The 21,310-nt window shown below is 72.6% G+C and carries 17 protein-coding genes, 1 other RNA gene and 1 pseudogene; 2 read left to right on the top strand and 17 right to left on the bottom strand.

The window, feature by feature from the left end:
• Positions 1-53 precede the first annotated feature (53 nt).
• The 11 genes from ACP4J0_RS32730 to ACP4J0_RS32680 form a co-directional block, all read right to left on the bottom strand.
• Positions 54-2,390 (bottom strand): HelD family protein, encoded by a 2,337-nt coding sequence (locus tag ACP4J0_RS32730; protein ID WP_426602344.1) that lies wholly within the window; start codon positions 2,388-2,390, stop codon positions 54-56.
• An 81-nt stretch (positions 2,391-2,471) separates the two neighbouring features.
• A complete protein-coding gene (locus ACP4J0_RS32725; protein ID WP_426602343.1) occupies positions 2,472-3,251 on the bottom strand; it encodes an anti-sigma factor family protein in 780 nt (259 codons plus the stop codon).
• A gap of 71 nt (positions 3,252-3,322) precedes the next feature.
• Entirely contained in the window at positions 3,323-3,847 is a 525-nt protein-coding gene (locus ACP4J0_RS32720; protein WP_052412023.1) for a sigma-70 family RNA polymerase sigma factor, read from the bottom strand.
• Positions 3,848-4,031: 184 nt separating this feature from the next.
• Positions 4,032-4,622, bottom strand: a complete 591-nt coding sequence (locus ACP4J0_RS32715; RefSeq protein WP_426602342.1) for a CGNR zinc finger domain-containing protein — start codon at positions 4,620-4,622, stop codon at positions 4,032-4,034.
• A gap of 174 nt (positions 4,623-4,796) precedes the next feature.
• Positions 4,797-5,948, bottom strand: coding sequence for a uroporphyrinogen-III synthase (locus ACP4J0_RS32710; RefSeq protein WP_426602341.1), 1,152 nt, complete (start codon positions 5,946-5,948; stop codon positions 4,797-4,799).
• 104 nt (positions 5,949-6,052) lie between these two features.
• Positions 6,053-7,414 carry a nitrate/nitrite transporter gene (locus tag ACP4J0_RS32705; protein ID WP_426602340.1) on the bottom strand — a complete coding sequence of 454 codons (1,362 nt, stop codon included), beginning with the start codon at positions 7,412-7,414 and terminating at the stop codon, positions 6,053-6,055.
• A 284-nt stretch (positions 7,415-7,698) separates the two neighbouring features.
• The gene (locus tag ACP4J0_RS32700) at positions 7,699-8,388 is read right to left on the bottom strand and encodes a hypothetical protein (RefSeq protein WP_426602339.1); all 690 of its coding nucleotides are present in this window, start codon (positions 8,386-8,388) and stop codon (positions 7,699-7,701) included.
• A 106-nt stretch (positions 8,389-8,494) separates the two neighbouring features.
• Positions 8,495-9,874, bottom strand: a complete 1,380-nt coding sequence (locus ACP4J0_RS32695; protein WP_426602338.1) for an acyltransferase family protein — start codon at positions 9,872-9,874, stop codon at positions 8,495-8,497.
• A complete protein-coding gene (locus ACP4J0_RS32690; RefSeq protein WP_426602337.1) occupies positions 9,871-12,069 on the bottom strand; it encodes a polysaccharide deacetylase family protein in 2,199 nt (732 codons plus the stop codon). Before ACP4J0_RS32690 ends, ACP4J0_RS32695 begins: the two co-directional genes overlap by 4 nt.
• On the bottom strand, positions 12,069-13,232 hold the full coding sequence (locus ACP4J0_RS32685) for a hypothetical protein (RefSeq protein WP_426602336.1): 1,164 nt from the start codon (positions 13,230-13,232) through the stop codon (positions 12,069-12,071). Before ACP4J0_RS32685 ends, ACP4J0_RS32690 begins: the two co-directional genes overlap by 1 nt.
• A gap of 663 nt (positions 13,233-13,895) precedes the next feature.
• Positions 13,896-14,867 (bottom strand): LysR family transcriptional regulator, encoded by a 972-nt coding sequence (locus ACP4J0_RS32680; protein WP_426602335.1) that lies wholly within the window; start codon positions 14,865-14,867, stop codon positions 13,896-13,898.
• A gap of 83 nt (positions 14,868-14,950) precedes the next feature.
• On the opposite strand from ACP4J0_RS32680, the gene ACP4J0_RS32675 reads away from it, so the two are divergent.
• Positions 14,951-16,309, top strand: coding sequence for an MFS transporter (locus ACP4J0_RS32675; protein WP_426602334.1), 1,359 nt, complete (start codon positions 14,951-14,953; stop codon positions 16,307-16,309).
• 47 nt (positions 16,310-16,356) lie between these two features.
• Here the strand turns inward: ACP4J0_RS32675 and ssrA are convergent.
• From ssrA to ftsE, 5 genes are all read right to left on the bottom strand, one after another.
• Positions 16,357-16,757: a transfer-messenger RNA gene (gene ssrA, locus ACP4J0_RS32670) on the bottom strand.
• A 142-nt stretch (positions 16,758-16,899) separates the two neighbouring features.
• Positions 16,900-17,379, bottom strand: a complete 480-nt coding sequence (smpB, locus tag ACP4J0_RS32665; RefSeq protein ID WP_052841735.1) for an SsrA-binding protein SmpB — start codon at positions 17,377-17,379, stop codon at positions 16,900-16,902.
• Between the two features lie 89 nt (positions 17,380-17,468).
• Complete coding sequence (locus ACP4J0_RS32660) at positions 17,469-18,650, bottom strand: S41 family peptidase (protein WP_426602333.1); 1,182 nt, start codon at positions 18,648-18,650, stop codon at positions 17,469-17,471.
• Positions 18,651-18,718: 68 nt separating this feature from the next.
• Positions 18,719-19,636 carry a permease-like cell division protein FtsX gene (gene ftsX / locus ACP4J0_RS32655; RefSeq protein WP_398135468.1) on the bottom strand — a complete coding sequence of 306 codons (918 nt, stop codon included), beginning with the start codon at positions 19,634-19,636 and terminating at the stop codon, positions 18,719-18,721.
• Positions 19,637-19,665: 29 nt separating this feature from the next.
• On the bottom strand, positions 19,666-20,355 hold the full coding sequence (gene ftsE, locus ACP4J0_RS32650) for a cell division ATP-binding protein FtsE (RefSeq protein WP_053131878.1): 690 nt from the start codon (positions 20,353-20,355) through the stop codon (positions 19,666-19,668).
• 253 nt (positions 20,356-20,608) lie between these two features.
• Here ftsE and ACP4J0_RS32645 point away from each other — a divergent pair, with 253 nt between their 5' ends.
• Positions 20,609-20,800 carry a hypothetical protein gene (locus ACP4J0_RS32645; protein ID WP_426602332.1) on the top strand — a complete coding sequence of 64 codons (192 nt, stop codon included), beginning with the start codon at positions 20,609-20,611 and terminating at the stop codon, positions 20,798-20,800.
• Positions 20,801-20,932: 132 nt separating this feature from the next.
• On the opposite strand, the pseudogene ACP4J0_RS32640 reads toward ACP4J0_RS32645, so the two are convergent.
• A pseudogene (locus ACP4J0_RS32640) lies at positions 20,933-21,310 on the bottom strand (hypothetical protein); the annotation flags it as partial.

Below are 21,310 nucleotides of genomic sequence, written 5' to 3'. Positions count from 1 at the left end.
CGCGCCGTCCGACGGCGCGGGCCTCCCGCATGTCCGGGCTCCGTCCCGGCGCCTCAGTCGCGCAGCAGGTCCGGCACCCCGGCCGCGTCCGGCTCGTCCCGCTCGCAGGAGACGACCGTCAGCTGCTGGGTGGCCCGGGTCAGGGCGACGTACAGCACGCGCAGGCCGGCGGGCGACTCGTCGGCGATCTCGGCCGGGGAGACGACGACCGTGGCGTCGTACTCCAGGCCCTTGGCCTCCAGGCTGCCCAGCGCCACCACGCGGTCGCCGAGCCCGGCCAGCCAGCGCCGGGCCTCCTCGCGGCGGTTCATGGCGACCACGACGCCGACGGTGCCGTCGACGAGGCCGAGCAGCCGGGCCGCCTCCGCCCGCACCGACTCCGCGAGGCCGTCCCCCGCCACCGCGAAGCGCGGCTCCACGCCCGTCGACCGCACCGCCGTCGGGGACGGGGAGCCGGGCATGGCGAGGGCGAGCACCTTGGCCGCCAGCTCGGCGATCTCCGCCGGGTTGCGGTAGTTGACGGTCAGCTCGAAGCGGCGGCGCGGGCGGGTGCCCAGGGCCTCGTCGCGGGCCGCCGCCGCCTCGTCGGGGTCGGACCAGGAGGACTGGGCCGGGTCGCCGACGACCGTCCACGTGGCGTGCCGGCCGCGGCGGCCCACCATCCGCCACTGCATGGGGGTGAGGTCCTGGGCCTCGTCGACGATGACGTGCGCGTACTCGGTGCGTTCCTGGGCGAGGCGCTCGGCGCGCTCCCACTGGGTCTCCTCGCGCTGCGGCATCAGCTCGTCCAGGCCGGTGAGCTGGTCCAGCGGGTCCAGCTCGCGCCGCTTGCGGGGGCGGGCCGGGGTGCCGACGATCGCCTGGAGCTCGTCGAGCAGGGCGATGTCGTGCACGGAGTGGCCCTCGCGCCGCAGCGATCGGGCCACCTTGCGGACCTCGCCCGGGTTGAGCACGCGGCGCGCCCAGCGGCCCAGGCGCCGCTCGTCCGCCATGGCCGCCAGCACGGCCCCGGGGGTCAGCTCCGGCCACCAGGCGTCGAGGAAGCCGGTGAAGGAGTCCTCGGAGCTGACGTCCTCGTCGAAGGAGGAGCGCAGCTCGGCGGCCAGCTCGGGGTCGCTGTGCCGGGTACCGGCGCCCGACTTGGCCCACAGGGCGTCCAGGAGCAGCCGGCGGGCGCGGGGGCGCAGCAGGTTGACCGGTGCGGTGCCGCCGAGGACGGTGCGCCGGATGCCGGCCAGCTCCTCGGCCTCCAGTTCGAGCCGCCGGCCGAAGGCGACGACCCTGAGCAGGGTCGGCGAGTCGCTCGGCTCCAGTGCCCCGCGCGCGGCCCGGCGCAGCACCCTGAGCATGCGGGAGGAGCCCTTGGCGCGGGCGGTGGCCGGGGAGTCGTACAGCGTGGCCTCGGCGCCGTCGACCAGGGAGCCGATCGCGCGGATGGCGACCTGCCCCTCCTCGCCGAGGGAGGGCAGCACGCCCTCGGTGTACGCCACCAGCAGCGGGGTCGGCGAGACGATCAGGATGCCGCCCGCGTACCGGCGCCGGTCCTGGTAGAGCAGGTACGCCGCCCGGTGCAGGGCGACGGCGGTCTTGCCGGTGCCGGGGCCGCCCTCGACGTACGTCACGGAGGCGGCCGGGGCGCGAATGACCAGGTCCTGCTCGGCCTGGATGGAGGCGACGATGTCCCGCATGGAGTGCGTACGGGCCTGGCCGAGAGCGGCCATCAGGGCGCCGTCGCCGACGACGGCCAGCTCCTCGCCGTCCAGGCGGGCCGTGATCTCGGGCCGCATCAGGTCGTCCTCGACGCCGAGGACGCGCCGCCCCTTGGAGCGGATCACCCGGCGGCGCACGACCCGGCCCGGGTCGACCGGCGTGGACCGGTAGAAGGGGGCCGCGGCGGGCGCCCGCCAGTCGATGACCAGCGGGGCGTAGTCCTCGTCCAGGACGCCGATGCGGCCGATGTGCAGGGTCTCGGCGATGTCGGCGGTGTTGTCGGGCCGCAGGGCGCCCTCGGCGGGCTCGACCGCCGTGTACGCGCCGTCCGGGCCCTTCTTGCCGTCCTTGCCGAGGAGCAGGTCGATCCGGCCGAAGAGGAAGTCCTCGAACTCGTTGTTCAGGCGGTTGAGGTGGATGCCGGCCCGGAAGACCTGCGCGTCGCGCTCGGCCAGCGCGCCGGGCGTGCCGACGTGGCCGCGCTGCGCGGCGTCGTGCATGAGGAACTCGGCCTCGTCGATCTTCTCCTCGAGGCGGCGGTACACCCGGTCCAGGTGTGCCTGTTCCACGCTGATCTCTCGGTCCCGTACGGAGTCCTCCCGTACGGAGTCGGGTACGGCTTCCCCCGCGGCGCCGTGAACCGAGTCGACCGCTGAGTCCTGCTGAGCCTGTGCGGCCACCGGGCCCCCTTCTGACGTGCTGGGCAGCCGTCAAAGGTACGCGAAGGGGGCGCCGGAAGCTACGCCGGTACCGCGGCGGGCCTACGCGTCCACCTCCACCAGACGCTCCCCGTCGAAGGTCATGACCTCGAAGTGGTCGATCTCGTTGGGGTCGAAGGCGGCGCCGCCCTGCACGTAGAGGGGTTTTCCGCCCTTGTCGCCGGCGGCGTCCGGAATGCCGTAGCCCCAGTCCGGGACGGACCAGGAGGTGACCGTCTCGCGTTCGCCGTTCTTGCCGACGGCGATCAGGGAGCACTTCTCGGGGCCCTTGAGGTTCTTGAGTTCCAGGACCGTGCCCGTGCCCCAGGGTTTCTTCTCCAGGGCCACGGTCGCGCTGACCCGGGTGGACGGGTCGGTCGCCGTGACGCGGTCGGGCAGGGCGGCGAAGGCGGACTCGGCGGTGCCCGCGGCCGGCCGCACCGCCTCGGTGCCGCGGCCACCGCCGTCACCGCCGCCTGCGTCGGTGGTCGCCACGGCGGCGAAGGGCCCGCCGATGATCAGCGCGGCCGCGGTGCCCACCAGGTAGAAGTTGCGGCGGCGTTTGCGCGCGCGGCGTTCGGCGACCTCGTCGACGAGCTTCTCCGCCAGCCGCGGGCTCGGCCGCGCCGTCAGCGACTCGGCGACCGCGGGCGTCCCGGCGCCCGGCAGGCCGGCGAGCGCGGCCATCATCGGCTCCATCCCGGCCAGCTCGTCGAGTTGCCGGGCGCACCATTCGCAGCCGGCGAGGTGCGCCTCGAAGGCGGTCGCCTCCGCGTCGTCCAGGATGCCGAGGGCGTAGGCGCCGACGGTCTCGTGCTCGTCCGGCGCCGGTGATCCCTGCATGGGGGCAGAACTACCCTTATCGCCCGGGCCGAATCCCCCGCCGAAACCCTGAACTCCCCCGTACCCGCTCATCACGCCGTCACCCCCCGCTCCTCCAGAGCCAGCTTCATCGAACGCAGGGCGTAGAACACCCGGGAGCGCACGGTGCCGCTGGGTATGCCGAGTGTCTGCGCCGCCTCATTGACGGTACGCCCCTTGAAGTACGTCTCGACGAGGACCTCCCGGTGAGCCGGGGTCAGGTCGTCGAGCGCGTCCGACAGCGTCATCAGCCACAGCGCCTTGTCGATCTCGTCCTCCGCGGGGATGACCTCCAGCGGCGACGGATCGACCTCCTGCGGCCGGGCCTGCCGGCTGCGGTGGCCGTCGATGACGATGCGCCGGGCGACCGTCACCAGCCAGGGGCGTACCGATCCGGTCGCACGGTTGAGCTGACCGGCGTTCTTCCAGGCACGGATGAGCGTCTCCTGGACGACGTCCTCGGCGCGCTGCCGGTCCCCCGCCACCAGACGCAGCACGTACGCCAGCAAGGGGCCCGCGTGCTCCCGGTACAGGGCGCGCATCAGCTCCTCGTCGGGCTCCGAGGACGACTGGGGCATGCGATGTCGGGCCCTCGCACCACGTTCACCGGCCACGACGGAATCCTTGCGCACGCCCACCTCCGATGTCCGGGGGTTCCCCCAGTCGATCGCTCGCCCATTCGGTACGGACGTGAAGTCCGGGGCGTTCAAAGCGAGGTGACGGTTTCTCGGAGGCGGCGTGACGAACGGGGCGCGGAACGACTTATCGGGCGAGGGCGGCGCGGCGGCGGTGCCGGGCGACGCGCTCCCGGTTGCCGCAGAGCTCGCTGGAGCACCAGCGCCGGCGGCGTCCGCGGGAGGTGTCCACGTACACGATCGGGCAGTTGTCGCCCGCGCACTGCCTGAGGCCGGCCCGTGCGACGGGGTCGGTGAGCAGTTCCACCACGTCCCGGGCGAGGGCCCCGAGGAGCGCCGCACACTCCGGCGGGCCGGTCAACTCCCGCACCAGCGCGCCGTCCTCGCCGCGGACCGCGCGCGGGGCCGGGGGTGCGGCGAGGGCGAGGCCGTTGACGCGGGCGAGGGCGAGGCCGTACGGGTGGGCGCCGGGCGCGGCCCTGGAACGGATCAGACGGGCGGTCTGGAGGCGCAGTTCGCGGAAGCCGGCCAGCCAGGACGCGTCGGCGTGGGCCAGCGGGGTGCCGGGCGGGACGAGCCCGGAGCCGGTGATCCAGGCACGCAGCACCTCGACGGAGGCGAGCCGCTCCACGGGGTGGGTGGTGGCGATGAGGTCCAGGCAGATCCGCCCGGTGTCGAACCGCAGCTCGTACGGGTCGGTGGCCGTACCCAGTGCCATGTTCCTGTCACCGCCTAGGGTCGCCCGGCGGAACGGGCCGGGAAGGGGAGCGGGCGGACCGCTCCCTCTACAGTGCCTGCCCGCCCCCGCGCCCGGAACCCCTCGTACCGCCTCCCGGCCGGAAGCCCGCGTGTGCGCCCGCGCGCCCGGGCAGCGGATTTCCGGCGCCGCGGGTCAGCCGTCCGTGTACTTGGCGTCCGTGGCCGGGTCCAGGGCCAGGCGGTAGCCGCGTTTCACCACCGTCTGGATCAGCTTCGGCGCGCCGAGGGACGTACGCAGGCGGGCCATCGCCGTCTCGACGGCGTGTTCGTCGCGGCCGGTGCCCGGCAGGGCGCGCAGCAGCTCCGCGCGGGGCACGACCCAGCCCGGCCGCCGGGACAGGGCCCGCAGCAGGGACATCCCGGCGGGCGGCACCGCCCTGAGCTCCCCGTCGACGAGGACCGCGTGCCCGCGGATCTCCAGCCGGTGCCCGGCGACCGGCAACGCGCGGGCACGGGCCGGGAGTTCCCGGCACAGCAGCTGGACGAGGGGGCCGAGCCGGAAGCGCTCGGGCTGGACCGTGTCGACGCCGTGCGCCTGGAGCGGCACCGCCGTGACCGGGCCGACGACGGCCGCCAGCACGTCGTGCCCGAGGGCGGCGAGCAGCTCGGGCAGCAGGCCGCGCTCCTCGGCGCGGGAGAGCAGGGACGCGGCGGCGGGCGCGCTGGTGAACGTCACGGCGTCCACGCCGCGCGAGACGGCCGCGTCCAGCAGCCGGTCCACGGGCCCGAGGTCCTCCGGCGGCAGCCACCGGTAGACGGGCACGCCCACCACCTCCGCGCCGCCCTCCCGCAGCGCCTCCACGAACCCGGGCAGCGGCTCACCGTGCAGCTGTACGGCGATCCGGCGGCCGTCGACGCCCTGCTCCAGCAGCCGGTCCAGCACCTCGGCCATCGACTCGGAGGCCGGCGACCACTCCTCCGTCAGCCCGGCGGCCCGGACCGCGCCCTTGACCTTGGGTCCGCGTGCGAGGAGCTCCACCGCGCGCAGCCGCGCCAGCAGGGCGTCGCCGAGTCCCCACCCGTCGGCGGCCTCGACCCACCCCCGGAAGCCGATGGCGGTGGTGGCCACGACGACGTCCGGTGCCTGGTCGATCAGCTGCTTGGTCGCGGCCAGCAGCTCGCTGTCGTCGGCGAGCGGCACGATCCTGAGCGCCGGCGCGTGCAGGACGGCGGCACCGCGCCGCTGGAGCAGCGCGCCCAGTTCGTCGGCCCGGCGGGCGGCGGTCACGCCCACGGTGAATCCGGCGAGGGGTCCGTGGTCGGGTCGCCGCTGTTCGTCGTCCATCACTGTCGCCCCGATCGTCCCGGTCGTCGTACTTCCTGCACGGCGACCGAGCCTGTCAACGGTGCGTGACAGGCTCGGTTCCGCTTCATGTCACCAGTGTTACGTCATACCTCGGCGTAATTGGGACGCGCGTTCGTCCGCGCCGGGCCCGCCGGGCCGTCCGGCGTCCCCGCGGCCGGACGGCGAAGGTATACCGCCCATGTGACGGCGAAGCAGACGGCGTAGAAGGCGAGGAAGGCGACGAAGGCGCCGGTGCCCGAGCCGACGGAGAGGAAGGACTGCCGGAAGGCGAGGTTGATGGCGACGCCGCCGAGCGCGCCGACCGCGCCGATCAGCCCCATGGAGGCACCGGAGAGCCGCCGCCCGTACGCCACGGCCTCCTCCCCCGTCAGCCCCTCGGCGAGCGCCTTGCGCTGGAAGATGCCGGGGATCATCTTGAACGTCGAGCCGTTGCCGAGCCCGCTGAGCACGAACAGCACCACGAACACGGCGACGAACAGCCCGAGGGACTTCGCCATGCTGGCCGCGACGAGTACGGCGGTGGCGGCGGCCATCGCGACGAAGTTCCACAGGGTGATCCGCGCGCCGCCGTACCGGTCGGCGAGCCTGCCGCCCAGCGGCCGGATGAGGGAGCCGAGCAGCGGTCCGATGAAGGTCAGGTACGCCGCCTGCAGCGGGCTCCGCCCGAACTGGGTCTGCAGCACCTGACCGAAGGCGAAGCTGTACCCGATGAACGACCCGAACGTGCCGATGTACAGCACGGCCATGATCCAGGTGTGGGCGTCCCGGGCGGCGTCCTTGGCGGCCCCGGTGTCGTTCTTCACGGAGGCGAGGTTGTCCATGAAGCGGGCGGCGAGGACGGCGGCGAGAAGGATCAGCGGGATGTAGACGCCGAGCAGCACCCGCGGCCCGCCGCCCGCCCCGATGATCGCGAGCGCGGCCAGCTGGATGACCGGCACGCCGATGTTCCCGCCCCCGGCGTTGAGACCGAGCGCCCAGCCCTTCTTCCGGAGCGGGAAGAAGGCGTTGATGTTGGTCATGGAGGAGGCGAAGTTGCCGCCGCCGATGCCGGCCAGCAGCCCGACGAGGAGGAAGGTCGAGAAGGACGTCCCCGGCTCCATGACCAGGAAGGCCGCCGTGGTCGGCACGAGCAGCAGCCCGGCGGAGACGATCGTCCAGTTCCGCCCGCCGAAGACCGCGACGGCGAAGGTGTACGGCACCCGCACGACGGCCCCGACGAGCGTCACCACGGACGTCAGCAGGAACTTGTCGGCCGGCGTCAGCCCGTACTCCGGCCCCATGAAGAGCACCAGCACGGACCACAGCGTCCAGACCGAGAACCCGATGTGCTCGGAGAGGACGGAGAAGAACAGGTTCCGCCGGGCGACCCGCTCCCCCGTCTCCTTCCAGAAGGTCTCGTCCTCCGGATCCCAGTGCTGGATCCAGCGGCCGCCAGGGACAGTCATGACGCCTCCACGGTGCTCCACGGCTCGGTCGCACCGACGGTAGGGAGGACGCGTTTCGGGCCGGTGGGGCTGTGGATGACCGGAAGGGAACGTTGCTCTCACCCGGCCCCGGGGCGGGGTGAGAGGTCGTCGCCGTCGGCGCTGCGGGGGCTGGGTCCGGGACTGGGGCCGGGGCTGCCGGTGGGGTCCTGTCGGGGGTGGGGACGGGGACGGGCTGCCCGTGGCCGCCGGACGCGGCGTACCCGCCGGGCGCCGGACGGCCGTACTCACCGCGGGGCGCCGTCCTACTTCCCTGGACTCTCCACGGTGAAGGGCCCGGTGGCGGGGGCGACACAGGGGGAGAGCTCCGTTTCCGCACCCGCCGCCAAGCCCTCCTCGCAGAGTCGGCCGCCGTTCTCGCGCAGGTCGAGGCGGAAGCGGGTGACCTTGCCGTCCTGCGCGAGGCCGTGGATGCGTTCGTCGATGTAGCCGAGGTCGTTCAGGGTCTTCCTGACCTTGGCGGGGGTGGGCTCCGGCACGGCCTGCAGCGCCTGGACGATGCGCTGTTCGTGCTGGACGCTCGCGCACCAGTCGCGGTCGTCCAGCTCCGCCTCGGGGCCTGCGGAAGCACCGGGCTCGATCGGGCCGGCCGGAGGTGTCCCGCCGGGAGCGAGGCTCTCCTCCCTCTCCCCCTCCGAGCCCGTCGGCCTCTTGTCGGCCGGGCCCGGCCCGGCCTCGGCCCCGGTTCCGGTCCGGCCGGTCGAGGAACAAGGCTGCGCGACCTTGCCGAGCATCGCCATGAACCCGGCCTGCCCGGGGCTCGACGTCGCGGCGCTCTTCTCGGTGGCGGCGCCGGCGCCCGGCTTGGTCCGCGCCTCGCCCTCACTCGGCCTCTCGCTCCCGCAGCCGGCGAGCACCAGTACAGCGAGGGCGGTTGCCGTGAGGGCGCGCCGGGGGCGGGCAAGCGTGCTGAGGGAGGCGGAGGTCCGTGTCATGGACGCAGTCTCCGGCCGGTGCCGCGCGAGCCGCATGAGTGCGCGTACTCACTCGCGCACTCAGGGCTCACGGACCGTGCCCGCGGGGTGTTCCCCCTCCCGCTTGTCAGCCGCGGTGTGCCGCGCCGGCTGTGCCCCGCCTCCCGGTGGAGCGCTTCGTGCCGTTCGGCCACAGGCGTGGCTTTCGTTTCGCCGCGAGGTCCTCGACCCAGCCCACCGCGAGGACCATCAGGCCGATGAGCGGCCAGACGAGGGCCAGCATCCAGATCGTGTACGCGTCGGTGAGGGCGTTCATCGCCCGCTCGTTCTGCATGAACGGGAGCCGGTAGGCCAGGTCGATGATCGGGACCGTCGCCATGATCAGCAGGTTGTGCCACAGGTAGATGGTGACCGCGCGGTTGTTGGAGAGGGTGATCAGCTTGTCCCACTTCGCCAGCCGGCCGGGGAGTTCCTGCCACGACGGGGAGTACTGGAGCAGGATCACGACGAACCCGAACGACCAGGTGGCCTGGGCCAGCGGGATGTCGTTGAGGTCCCAGCCGTCGGGGCCCAGGTGGTTCGAGGCCCACCACAGGCCGAAGGCCATCACCAGGGACGCGCAGGACACGGAGATGTACCGCGGGATCTGCTTCAGCAGGCCCTCGTGGTGGGCGAAGCCCAGGACCCAGCAGCCGCCGTAGACCGCGAAGTCGGTGATCGCGAGGCCCGTCTCGCCGGGGATCTTCACCAGGTCCGTGCCGACGACAGCCGTCAGGGCGAGCGGTGCGAGCAGCGTCGGCCAGGGGGCCTTGCGGAACAGCCAGAGCAGCAGCGGGGAGGCGATGACGAACCACAGGTAGGCGCGCAGGTACCAGAGCGGCCCCGCGGCCTGCACCGCCCAGGTGTCCTCCAGCAGGCCGGACGGGGAGCCGACGTGCCAGGGGTAGGGCGGGGCGCCGATCGGGACGATGTAGTTGAACAGCTCGATCAGGCCCCAGGCGCCGCCCTCCGGGTCCTCCGTGGGGTTCCAGCCGTTCACGAACATCATCGTCAGCACGACCGCGGCGAACGCCCACATCGGCGGCAGGAGACGGCGCACGCGGCCGCGGATCACGCCCATCGCCGGGCGCTTGAGCGAACGCGCCATCAGGGAGCCCGCCAGCGCGAACATCACGCCCATCGACGGGAACAGCACCGTCAGCCAGGCCCAGCCGAAGATGTGGTACACCACGACGCGGACCAGGGCGATGGAGCGCAGCAGGTCGAGGTAGCGGTCGCGGCCGGGCTTCTTGGCGGCCGGGGCGGCGGCCCCGGCCGCGGAGTCGGCCCAGGGCTCGGCTCCGGTCCCGGGCTCGGCTCCGGTCCCGGGCGCGGGTTCCGTCGTGCGCTGCTGCGGGACGGTGTACGGCATCCCCGCGGCGCCGTTCGGGTTCCCCGCGTACGGGGAGCCGTACGGGCCGGCCGGCTCCGGGTTCGTACCCGTACCGGTCGTGTATCCGTGGGTCATGCCACGGGCCTCCGATCATCGCTGCTCTGCAAACGCTGCTGCGGCACGGAGCCGGCGGGCGCCCCGACCACGCCGGTGCGCCGGAGCTTCTGCCAGCGCAGGCGGCCGCCGGTGAGCGCGGTGATCCAGGACTGGAGCAGCACCACGTACATGAGCTGGCGGTAGAGGATCTGCTGCAGCGGCAGCGAGATCAGGTGGGTCATGCGTTCGCGGTCGAGGCGGAAGGCGAAGGCCGCGCAGACCGCCTGGACGGCGAGGACGCCCAGCCACGCCATGATCGTCTTCTGGGTGGGGCCGAAGACGAGGCCGTAGAGCAGGAAGACGTCGATCAGCGGGGCCAGCAGCGGGGCCACGATCATGAACAGGGAGACGAAGGGCAGGCCGACGCGGCCGAAGCGGCCCGAGGGGCCCTTGTCGATCACCGCGCGGCGGTGCTTCCAGATGGCCTGCATGGTGCCGTAGGACCAGCGGTAGCGCTGGGACCACAGCTGCTGGACGGTCTCCGGCGCCTCGGTCCAGGCGCGGGCGTTCTCGGCGTAGACCACGCGCCAGCCGGCACGGTGCAGCGCCATGGTGACGTCGGTGTCCTCGGCGAGGGTGTCGTCGCTCATGCCGCCGATCGGGGCCAGCGCCGAGCGCCGGAAGGCGCCCACGGCACCGGGGATGGTCGGCATGCAGCCGAGGATGTCGTACATCCGGCGGTCCAGGTTGAAGCCCATCACGTACTCGATGTGCTGCCAGGCGCCGATCAGGCTGTCCTTGTTGCCGACCTTCGCGTTGCCGGCCACGGCGCCGACCTTCGGGTCGCCGAAGGGCTGGACGAGTTCGCGGACGGTGGAGGGTTCGAAGACGGTGTCGCCGTCCATCATCACGACGATGTCGTGACTGGCGTTGGCGAGGCCCCGGTTGAGCGCGGCCGGCTTGCCCGCGTTGAGCTGGCGGATCACCCGGACGCCCGGCAGGCCCATCGCCTCGACGATCCGGGCGGTGCCGTCGGTGGAACCGTCGTCGATGACGATGACCTCGACCGGGTGGTCGCTGGACATCAGGGAGAGGACGGTGTTCTCGATGCACTTGGCCTCGTTGTACGCCGGGACCAGCACCGTCACCGGTTCGGTCACCGGCGGGCCCCAGCTGAAGCCCTTGCGGCGGACCCGGCGGGCGTGGAAGCCGGAGAGGAGCAGCATCAGCACGAAACGGCCGATGACCAGCGTGCCGATGACCGCCAGACCCACCACCAGGCCGTCGGTGATCTTCTCCGAGGCCTGGACGAGGAAGATCCAGGCCTTGCCCTTCCAGAGTTCGGCACCGGTCACCGGGGTCATCGCGCTGGGCGCGTCCAGGGCCTCGGTGAGGTTGTCGAACTCGTAGCCCTTCTTCTGCAGGTCGGGCAGGAACCTGTCCAGCGCCGCGACGGTCTGGCTGCGGTCACCGCCCGAGTCGTGCATCAGGACGATGGCGCCCTTGCCGCCCTTGGGCGTGGCACGGCGGATGATCTCGTCGACGCCGGGCCGCTGCCAGTCCTCGCTGTCGGTGTTGTTGACGACGGTGATGTAGCCGCGGCTGCCGATGTACTCGGTGACGGGCCAGGACTTGTTGTCCATGGCGTCGGCGAAGGAGGAGTACGGCGGGCGGAAGAGCGAGGTGCGGATCCCGGCCGCGCCGGTGATCGCCAGCTGGTTCTGCGACAGCTCCCAGTCGATGCGCTTCTTGGACTGGAAGGAGAGGTCGGGGTGGTTGAACGTGTGCAGGCCGACCTCGTGGCCCTCGTCGACCATGCGCTTGACGAGGTCGGGGTAGCGGGAGGCCATGGTGCCGGTGACGAAGAAGACCCCGTGCGCGTCGTGCTTCTTCAGCACGTCCAGCACCCTCGGCGTCCAGGTCGGGTCCGGGCCGTCGTCGAACGTGAGGACCAGGCGGTGGTCGGGCACGCTCAGGCTCTCGGTGCGGCCGCCGCGGGCGTCGATGACCGGGCCGCCCTCGAGGATCTTCTCCGGCACCTGGTCGGTGGCGGCGGGCGGCTGGACGCGGTGGTCGGCGAGGATCTCGCTGTGCACGTATCCGCGCAGCATGAGCATCGCCGCCAGGGCGACCAGGACGAGCAGCGGAAGCAGCAGGCGCAGGGGCAGGCGGCGGCGCCGGGAGCCCTCACGGGCGCTGCGCGCGGCCCCTTGACGGCGGGTGCGGGATGCCATCAGAGGGTGTTCTCCGGGGACAGGGAAGCGGACGTGGGGATGTGGTCCGGACCGGCGACGGTGACGACGCGCCGGTCGGCGGGTCCGGCGGCGGAGAGGGGACCACTCGCGCCGTTGACGGTCGTACCGTCGTCGCCGGGGCCGGTGCCCGTGGTGGGGTCCGGGGGCTGGGTCGGGTCGACCGGGGTCTCGCCGCCGTCCGTCGGCGTCGACGGGTCCGCGGTGCCGGGGGGCGGCACCTGCGTCGACTGCGTCGGGTCCGGGTCGGGGTCCGGGGCGGTCGCGCCGCCGCCCGGCGTCGTGTCGCCCTCGGTCGCCGAGGGCTCGGGGCCGGCGCTGGTGCCGGGCTCCAGCGCGGTGCCGGACGCGCCGGGCGCGGGGCCGTCGGCACCCGGTGCCGGCGTCGTGCCGGCGTCGGCAGAAGCGTCGGTCCGCGGGGCGGCGCTGCCCGTGCCGGAGGGCTGCGCCGACTGCGAGGGCAGCGGGGTGGTGTCGACCTGGCCGGCCGGCTTGTCCTTCTGCTGGCCCTCCACGGGCAGCCACGGCGCGTTGGAGTTGCCGGACAGCAGCGTGGAGACGATGACGACGGCGTAGATCGCGCAGGCGACGCCGACGGCGATGCCGAGACGGCGGTACAGGCGGCTGCGGCGTCCCGACGCGTCGACGAAGACCGGTCCGTCGGAGCTCTCCGGGCCGCCCTCGCGGTCCGCTACGTCGACCCTGCGGATCACGCCGTCGGTGAGCTGGACGGCGTCGAGCTGGACTGTCACCTCGTGCGGGTCGTGGGTGAGGCCGCCCGCGCCAACGCCGGCGTCGAGGACGGCGTCCGGGGTGTCCTGCCAGGGGTCGCGGAGGACGGAGGTGGCGGGGCCGGGCTCGGTCGTGGGGAAGGCACGGGTCGGGGCGGCCGGGGCGGCCTTGAAGAACTGAGTGGCCGGAGTCGCCGGAGTCGCCGGAGCGGCCGGAGCGGCCGGAGTCGCCGGAGCGGCCGAGGGGAGGATGTCCGTCTTGTCGGCGTCCGGGCCGGTGCCGTTCTGGCCGTTTCCGTTCTGGCCGGTGCCGTTCTGGCCGGTTCCGGTCGCGGCGGTCCCGGCCGGATTCGTACCCGGCGGATTCGTACCGGCCGGGTTCGTCCCGCCCCAGGTTATCCGTCCCGGGATCATCGGTTCGCGGCCTCGGTCCCGGCTCGGGCGTTCTCCGCCCACCGGGGCACCGCCCACCGGGTTGCCGTCTATTCGCTGCCGGACTATTCGGGGACCGGGAATCCCCGTCCCGGCGGCGCCGGCGTTCGTCAAGGGGTCGAGAAGCCGGGTCTCGGTGGCGTCCGGCGACGGCTGGGCTGCGGTGTCACGCGCGCTGTCCGGTCCGGCGGCGCCCGAGCTCCCGAACCACCCTGCATCGGAACCGACGGACCCCGCGGAACCGACGGACCCCGCGGACCCGGCGGACCCCGCGGAGTCACCAGAGTCGCCGGACGGCGTGGGCCGAGGGGGCCGGGCGGACCGGGAGGACGACGCTCCGGTCGTCGGGGGCTGCCCGGTCACCGGGAAGTCCCTGGTCGCCGGAAACACCTCGGTGACGTCAGCATCCTGTTTCGCCTCTGGGAGATCACGCATTCCGGACACGGCCTCGGACCCCTCCGGTTGGGCGTTTTTTTGCCATTTCTTCACGCGCACGCACTCCCCCCACGGGACACTTCCGGGTGCGCGTACGACTCCGAGCACCTGTCGGCCGAACCGACCCCCACCAGGTCCGGGCGCCCCCTGTACCACACCGTGCTCAGGCGAAGAATGTAGCGCACGCGGAGGATACGTGGTTGCCGCGTGTCAGTTGTGAACGGACATCAAGGCGGCGTCGGCTGCCGGAATCCATCCTGCCCCCGGTCTGCGAAGCCAGCCGTTTTCGGCCGCAACCTGGGACGCCGCCCGGCGCAGCGCGTCGAACGCGGGGTGCACCAGCCCCTTTCGCCAGACCAGCGAGACCGGCGACAGCGGTACGGGGTCGACGAGCGGGCGCACCACGGTCGAGCCGATGGCCGGAAAGCCCACCACGGCGAGGATCGGGTTGCGCGCCTTGTCCATGAGCCGCTGGAACTCCTCCTCCCCGACGGCCAGCGGAGCGGGTGCCGCCACCTCGATGCCGCGCCCCTCGAACAGGCGGTGCGCCAGGTCCGTCCACTCCGGCGTCCGCGGATTGCCGGCCCCGGCGTACACGGTCTCGCCCTCCAGCGCGGCGAGCGGCACCTCCGTCAGCCGGGCCAGCGGGTGGTCTGCGGGCAGCAGCACCGCCATGGGCTCGTAGCGGACCGGCTGGTGGCCGAGGCCCGCCCGCAGCGCCGGGGCGAGGCCGGCGAACCGGCCGAACGACGCGTCGACGCGGCCCGCGAGCAGTTCGGCGGCGGCGCCCGTCAGCCCGCTCTCGTAACGCGCCATCAGCTCCTGCTCGGGCGCCAGCTCGCGGGCGCGTTCCAGGACCAGGCGGCCGGTGACGAGTCCCGGGGAGTTGAGATCGACCAGCAGCGGGCGGGCCTGCCCGAAGGCGGCCAGGAGGTCGTCCTGCGCCTGGAGGGCGCGGCGGGCGTACGGCAGCAGCCGCTCTCCGTCGGCCGTCAGGGTCACCTGCCGGGTGGTCCGGACGAACAGCTCGGCGCCCAGCTCCCGTTCCAGGCGCCGCACGTCCCTGCTGAGCGCCTGCTGGGCGACGTACAGGCGGGCGGCGGCGCGGGTGAAGTGCAGCTCGTCGGCGACGGTGACGAAGGCGCGCAGGAGGCGGGGGTCGAGGTGGGCGGGTGTGGGCATCCGGCGAATTTACAACGGGGGTGTGTGAATGGGTACGGAGAAGGTGTTGGACCCCTCGATCGCCCCCGGGCGACGGTGAGGGCATGCCGCAACCGACCTACGAACGCCCGTCCCCGCAGTCCACCCTCCTCGCCGTCACCGCCGACACCCTCGTCACCGCCGACTTCCGCCCGCGCACCCGGCGTCGGCCGCCCGGCCCGTACCGGCGGCTCCTCGCCATACCCGGCGCCCGGGCGTTCACGGTCGGGAACCTCATGGCGCGGCTGCCCATGGGCATGTTCAGCGTGAGCGCGGTCGTGATGATCGCGGACACCCGTGGTTCGTACGCCCTCGCAGGTGCCGTCACCGCGACGGGGCTGGCGGCCACGGCGCTGGTCGCCCCGTGGACCGCCCGGCTCGTGGACCGGCACGGCCAGGCCCGGGTGGCCGTGCCCGCCACCCTGGTCGCCGCGCTGGGCTCGCTCGCCCTGCTGCTGTGCGTGCGGTACGACGCGCCCGCCTGGACGCTGTTCGCCGCGTACGCCGCCACCGCGACGACGCCCAACACCGGCGGCATGGCCCGCGCCCGCTGGGCCCACCTGCTGAAGGACGGCGAGGGCGGCAGGGGCGACGGTGACGGTGACGGTGACGGTGACGGGAGCAACGCCGACGCCCTGCACACGGCGAACTCCTTCGAACAGGCCGCGGACGAGCTGTGCTTCATGCTCGGCCCGGTTCTCGCGGCCTTCCTGTGCACGGCGTTGTTCCCGGAAGCGGGCACGCTCGTCGGGGTGGTGCTGCTGGTGAGCGGCATGCTGCTCTTCACCGCCCAGCGTTCGACCGAGCCGCCGGCCCGGCCGCGCCCGACGGCGAAGGCGCCCTTCCGCGTCCCGGGCGTCCCGCCGCTGCTGGTCGTGTGCCTGGCGATGGGCGGGGTGTTCGGGGCCATGGAGGTCGTCACGATCGCGTTCGCGGACGCACAGGGACATCGTGCGGCGGCCGGTGTGGTCCTCGCGCTGCAGGCGGCCGGCTCCTGCGCGGCGGGTCTGCTGTACGGCGCGATGAAGCCGGCCGGGCCGGCCGAGCACCGCCTGCCGTGGTGTGTCGCGGCGATGACGGCACTGCTGACGCTGCCGCTGCTCGCGGCGTCCCTCACCGGCTCCCTGCCGCTGCTGGCGCTGACGCTGCTCGTCGCCGGGATGGCGACGGCCCCGACGATGGTCACCACCATGACGCTGGTCCAGCACCGCACCCCGGAGGGCCGCCTGAACGAGGGCATGACCCTCGCGGTGACCGGTCTGCTCGGCGGCATCGCCTGCGGCAGTGCGGCGGGCGGCTGGACGGTGGAGCACGCCTCCCCCACGGCCGCCTACGGCGTACCGGTCACGGCGGCCGCGGTGGCCCTGCTGCTCGCCCTGGCCCTGGCCCCGGCCCGGGGCTCGGCGGGACGGCCGCGGACATGACGAAGGCCCCGCCGCTCAGCGCGGCGGGGCCTTCGCCCACATGGGAACTGTGGAGATGGCGGGAATCGAACCCGCGTCCAACGGTGCGGAACCAGGGCTTCTCCGTGTGCAGTCCGCTTCGATTTTCTCAGCCCCGGAGATCACGCGGACAAGTCTCCGACGGGCTCAGTCACTGTTTGGTTTCCCTCTTCACCCCGTGACCGGGATCAAGGTTTAGTCCCCTAGCTGATGCCAGGATCCGGGTCGGGAACAGCCCCGGGCTGACACTCCCTTTAGTAGGAGGCTCGCTCTGCTACCTGAGATCAGGCAGCGAGGGCGAAGGCCTGCTGGGAGGAATCGCGCTTGGTGTTGGCGATTATTTTTTTCGGCCTGTGGTTTACGAGATCATGGCCGCTTCCTCGACACGCTTCCCCTGCTTCGACATCCGCTGTCGAAACCGATCATCCCCATGTTGATTTTTCAATCGTCGCACCCGCCTGGGGTGCGTTCACCATCGTACGTGACCAACGCACGCCGGTGCCAGCCTATTCCCCGGGGGCAGGTCCGGAGGCGGGCCCGGAGGTCAGGCCCGGACGTCGGGCCCCGGGGGGTCAGGCCCGCTGCTTGCGCCGGATCGCCGAGATCGTCCGCTCCGCCTCACGCCGGTCCTGCTTCTCCCTGAGCGTCTGGCGCTTGTCGTACTCCTTCTTGCCGCGCGCCAGCGCGATCTCGACCTTGGCCCGGCCGTCCTTGAAGTACAGCGCCAGGGGCACGATCGTGTGACCGGTCTCCTGTGACTTCGACTCGAGCTTGTCGATCTCCACGCGGTGCAGCAGGAGCTTCCGCTTGCGGCGGGCGCTGTGGTTGGTCCAGGTGCCCTGGCTGTACTCCGGCACGTGCACGTTGTGCAGCCACGCCTCGTGCCCGTCCAGCTGCACGAAGCCGTCGGCCAGCGATGCCCGCCCCTGGCGCAGCGACTTCACCTCGGTGCCGGACAGGACCAGGCCGGCCTCGTACGTGTCGAGGATCTGGTAGTCGTGCCGCGCCTTCTTGTTCTGCGCGATCAGCTTGCGCCCTTTTTCCTTAGCCATAGTGCAGCCCATTTTGGCACTACGGAGGGGGTCCGCGGGAAGCCGATTAACGGAGGGTGATCCTGCCGCTCCGGTCCTGCCGCCCGGTCCTACCGCCCCACGCCGCTCAGCACGGTCCGCGCCCGGTCCAGGGCGGCCGGGTCCGCCGGGTCGATCTCCAGGTCGGGCGTGATGCCGGTGCCGTCGACGCCGCGGCCCGAGGGGGTGCGGTAGTGCCCGACGGTCAGCTCGGCCACCGAGCCGCCGGGCAGCCGGCTCGGCATCTGCACCGAGCCCTTGCCGAAGGTGCGGGAGCCCAGGACGACCGCCCGTCCGCGGTCCTGGAGGGCTCCGGTGAGGAGTTCGGCCGCGCTCATCGTGCCGCCGTCGACGAGCGCGACCAGGGGTCTGGTGGTGTCGCCGCCGGGTTCGGCGTGCAGGGCCCGCTGGTCGCCGTCCACGTCGTACGTGGCGACCAGGCCCCCGTCCAGGAAGGCGGAGGCGGCGGTGACGGCCTCGGCGACCAGGCCGCCGGAGTTGCCGCGCAGGTCGAGGACGACGCCGGTACCGGACGGCAGCCGCCGCACGGCGCCGCGCACCTGTTCGCCGACGCCCTTGGTGAACGAGACGACCTTGACGACGGTGACGCCGTCGGCGAGCGTGCGCACGGTCACGGAGTCCGTGGACAGCCGCGCCCGGCGGACGGTCTCGGTCCACTCGCGCGTGCCGCGTTCCAGGCCGAGCCGGACGGTGCTGCCGGCGGGCTCGTCCTCGGCGTCGCCGCGCAGTATGGAGACGACCTCGGTGACGGGGCGCCCGTCGACCCGCTCCCCGTCGACGCTGCGCAGCCGGTCGCCCTCGCGGATCCCGGCGTCGGCGGCGGGCGAGCCGGAGCGCACCCGGGTCACCTCGATGCGGCCGTCGCGCTCGCGGCGCGCGGAGAGCCCGACGCCGGTGTACCGGCCGTCGAGGGCGTCCTCCAACTCCTCGTACTCGCCCGGGGAGTAGACGGCTCCCCAACGGTCCCCGCTGCGGCTGACGGCGCGTTCGGCGGCCTCCACGGGGGACTTGCCGTCGGCCATGGCGTCGGCCGCCGCCCGCGCGACGTCCTCGTGCCGGCCGTGCTGGCCGACGGGGACGGCCGGAGGGGCCGTGCCCGGCGCGGACTCCCGGTCGGCCCCGGGGAACGAGCCGGTGGCCGCGCCGGCGACGAGCACGCTCGCGAACACCAAGGTCAGGGCGGCCCCGTGGCGTGTGCGACGGGGCTGACAGAACAGGTCACGACCTGACATGCCGGTGAGTCTAGGACAACGCGAGAGGGCCGCACGGTCGCTCGACTGTGCGGCCCTCTTGGTATGTGTCACACCTTCAGGTACTTGCGCAACGCGAAGAACGCGGCCAACGCGGGCATCAGCAGGCTCGTGGCCAGGATGAGCGGCAGCTTCGTCAGCAGGGCGTCCCAGCCGATGAAGTCGATCAGCGCCAGCTTGTCGGCCAGGGCGAGTCCGTGGTCGATGATGAAGTACCGCGCGGTCACCAGGAAGCCGCAGGCGACCACGCCGCCGATGAGGCCGGCGACCGCCGCCTCCATGATGAACGGCGCCTGGATGTAGAAGCCCGACGCGCCGACCAGCCGCATGATGCCGGTCTCACGCCGCCGGCTGAACGCCGAGACGCGCACCGTGTTGACGATCAGCATCAGCGCGACGACCAGCATGAGCGCCATCACCGCGCGCGCCGCCCAGTTCATGCCGTTGAGGAGTTCGAAGAGGTTGTCCAGGGTCGCACGCTGGTCCGCCACGGACTGCACGCCGTCCCGCCCGTCGAAGGCGGTCGCGATGACCTGGTACTTCTCCGGGTCCTTCAGCTTGATCCGGTACGACTCCTGCATCTGGTCCGGCGTGAGGGAGCTGGCCAGCGGCGAGTCGCCGAACTCGTCCTTGTAGTGCTTGTACGCCTCGTCCTGCGACTCGTACGTCACCTTGTCCACGACCGACAGCTCTTCGAGGTCGGCGAGGATCTGCTTCTTCTGGTCCTCGGTCACCGCGCCCTTGGCACAGGCGGGGTCGGACTTCGCGTCGCTCTTGTTGCAGAGGTAGACCGTGACGTTGACCTTGTCGTACCAGTAGCCCTTCATGGTGTTGACCTGGTCGCTCATCAGCAGCGAACCGCCGAACAGGGCCAGGGACAGCGCGACGGAGACGATGACGGCGAAGGTCATCGTCAGATTGCGGCGAAGACCGACACCGATCTCCGAGAGCACGAACTGGGCGCGCATGGCGTCTCGTTAAGCCTTTCCGTTCCTCGTCAGTGCTGGTAGCCGTAGACGCCGCGCGCCTGGTCGCGGACGAGACGGCCCTTCTCCAGCTCGATGACGCGCTTGCGCATCTGGTCCACGATGTTCTGGTCGTGGGTCGCCATGATCACGGTGGTGCCCGTCCGGTTGATGCGGTCGAGCAGCTTCATGATGCCGACGGAGGTCTGCGGGTCGAGGTTGCCGGTGGGCTCGTCGGCGATCAGCAGCTTGGGCCGGTTGACGAAGGCACGCGCGATGGCGACGCGCTGCTGCTCACCGCCGGACAGCTCGCCCGGCCTGCGGTCCTCCTTGCCGCCGAGCCCGACGAGGTCGAGCACCTGCGGCACGGACTTGCGGATCTCGCCGCGGGACTTGCCGATGACCTCCTGCGCGAAGGCGACGTTCTCGCCGACCGTCTTGTTCGGCAGCAGGCGGAAGTCCTGGAACACCGTCCCCAGCTGGCGCCGCATCTGCGGCACCTTCCAGTTGGACAGGCGTGCGAGGTCCTTGCCCAGAACGTGCACCTGTCCGTGGCTGCACCGCTCCTCGCGGAGGACCAGCCGCAGGAAGGTGGACTTTCCGGAGCCGGAGGACCCCACGAGGAAGACGAACTCGCCCTTCTCGACCTCCAGGGAGACATCCCTGAGGGCTGGGTGGTTCTGTTTGGGGTAGACCTTGGAGACGTTGTCGAATCGGATCACGGATGCACCACGGGTCGCCGGGGGTAGATGTGCGTGACCATACGCGAAGCGGGGAGCGGACCGCAGTCACCGGTCGGGGTTGCGCATCAGTTGCGCGTTTTGTCCTCGCCCGGTCCGGCGGCCGGGCCCGTGTCCCGGTCCTGCCCGGGGGAGGGCGCGCGGTGCCCCACGGAACCTGGCACAGTGGAAGGGGGAACGTTCGCGCCGGTGCGGGCGTTGTCCTGACGGAGCCGGTGGCAAGGAGGGCGAGCGCATGACGTACGACCGGTTGGTGTGCGCGAACTGCGCGGCGCCCGTGAGTGAGGGCAGGTGCCCGGTGTGCCGGGCGAACCGCGAGCGGCTGCAGCAGGGGAACTTCTTCGCGGGGCTGAACCCGATGACGCTGGTCGCGCTGCTGGCGGTGCTGATCGCGGCGGTGGCCCTGCTGGCCCACCAGACCGTCTGACACCCGCACGGGGCCCGCAGGGGCTCCCGGACACGGGCTCAGACGCAGACGCAGACGGCGGAAGGGGCCCGGAGCATGGCGTGCTCCGGGCCCCTTCGCACGCGTAAGCGGTGCGTACGCGGGCGGCTACCGTCAGGCGGCAGCGCCGCCGCGGCCGTTCATCAGGCGCGGCAGGAAGCGGAAGCCGATGCCGCCGGCGATCATCGTGGCGGCGCCGACCAGCAGGAACGTGGTCTGCGCGGCGCCGGTCTCGGCGAGCTCCTCACCACTGCCCTGGGCGGTGGTGTCGGAGACCTGGGCCGCCTCACCGGTGTCGGTCAGGGCCGAGGAACCCTGGTTCTGGGTGACGCTGTTGTTGCTGCCACCGTCGGGGGTGGTGCCAGCGCCGGTGTTGTCGTCGCCACCGGTGTTGCCGTCACCGCCGGTGTTGCCATCGCCACCGGTGTTGCCGTCACCACCCGTGTTGCCATCGCCACCGGTGTTGCCGTCACCACCCGTGTTCCCGTCACC

This window comes from Streptomyces sp. WG7 (assembly GCF_049975785.1).
In the GTDB taxonomy this organism is placed as follows: domain Bacteria; phylum Actinomycetota; class Actinomycetes; order Streptomycetales; family Streptomycetaceae; genus Streptomyces.
The sequence above is the reverse complement of the archived record's forward strand: the minus strand, read 5'-3'. Positions and strand labels throughout refer to the sequence as shown.

Bases quoted from the DNA above. Each gene is read 5' to 3' on its own strand.
- ACP4J0_RS32715 (WP_426602342.1), bottom strand. From the start codon at position 4,622: ATGGCACTGGGTACGGCCACCGACCCGTACGAGCTGCGGTTCGACACC.
- ACP4J0_RS32690 (WP_426602337.1), bottom strand. From the start codon at position 12,069: ATGGCATCCCGCACCCGCCGTCAAGGGGCCGCGCGCAGCGCCCGTGAG.
- ACP4J0_RS32695 (WP_426602338.1), bottom strand. From the start codon at position 9,874: ATGACCCACGGATACACGACCGGTACGGGTACGAACCCGGAGCCGGCC.
- ACP4J0_RS32675 (WP_426602334.1), top strand. From the start codon at position 14,951: ATGCCGCAACCGACCTACGAACGCCCGTCCCCGCAGTCCACCCTCCTC.
- ACP4J0_RS32645 (WP_426602332.1), top strand. From the start codon at position 20,609: ATGACGTACGACCGGTTGGTGTGCGCGAACTGCGCGGCGCCCGTGAGT.
- ACP4J0_RS32685 (WP_426602336.1), bottom strand. From the start codon at position 13,232: ATGATCCCGGGACGGATAACCTGGGGCGGGACGAACCCGGCCGGTACG.
- ACP4J0_RS32725 (WP_426602343.1), bottom strand. From the start codon at position 3,251: ATGCAGGGATCACCGGCGCCGGACGAGCACGAGACCGTCGGCGCCTAC.
- ACP4J0_RS32680 (WP_426602335.1), bottom strand. From the start codon at position 14,867: ATGCCCACACCCGCCCACCTCGACCCCCGCCTCCTGCGCGCCTTCGTC.
- ftsX (WP_398135468.1), bottom strand. From the start codon at position 19,636: ATGCGCGCCCAGTTCGTGCTCTCGGAGATCGGTGTCGGTCTTCGCCGC.
- ACP4J0_RS32700 (WP_426602339.1), bottom strand. From the start codon at position 8,388: ATGACACGGACCTCCGCCTCCCTCAGCACGCTTGCCCGCCCCCGGCGC.
- ACP4J0_RS32710 (WP_426602341.1), bottom strand. From the start codon at position 5,948: ATGGACGACGAACAGCGGCGACCCGACCACGGACCCCTCGCCGGATTC.
- ACP4J0_RS32660 (WP_426602333.1), bottom strand. From the start codon at position 18,650: ATGTCAGGTCGTGACCTGTTCTGTCAGCCCCGTCGCACACGCCACGGG.
- ACP4J0_RS32720 (WP_052412023.1), bottom strand. From the start codon at position 3,847: ATGCCCCAGTCGTCCTCGGAGCCCGACGAGGAGCTGATGCGCGCCCTG.
- smpB (WP_052841735.1), bottom strand. From the start codon at position 17,379: ATGGCTAAGGAAAAAGGGCGCAAGCTGATCGCGCAGAACAAGAAGGCG.
- ACP4J0_RS32705 (WP_426602340.1), bottom strand. From the start codon at position 7,414: ATGACTGTCCCTGGCGGCCGCTGGATCCAGCACTGGGATCCGGAGGAC.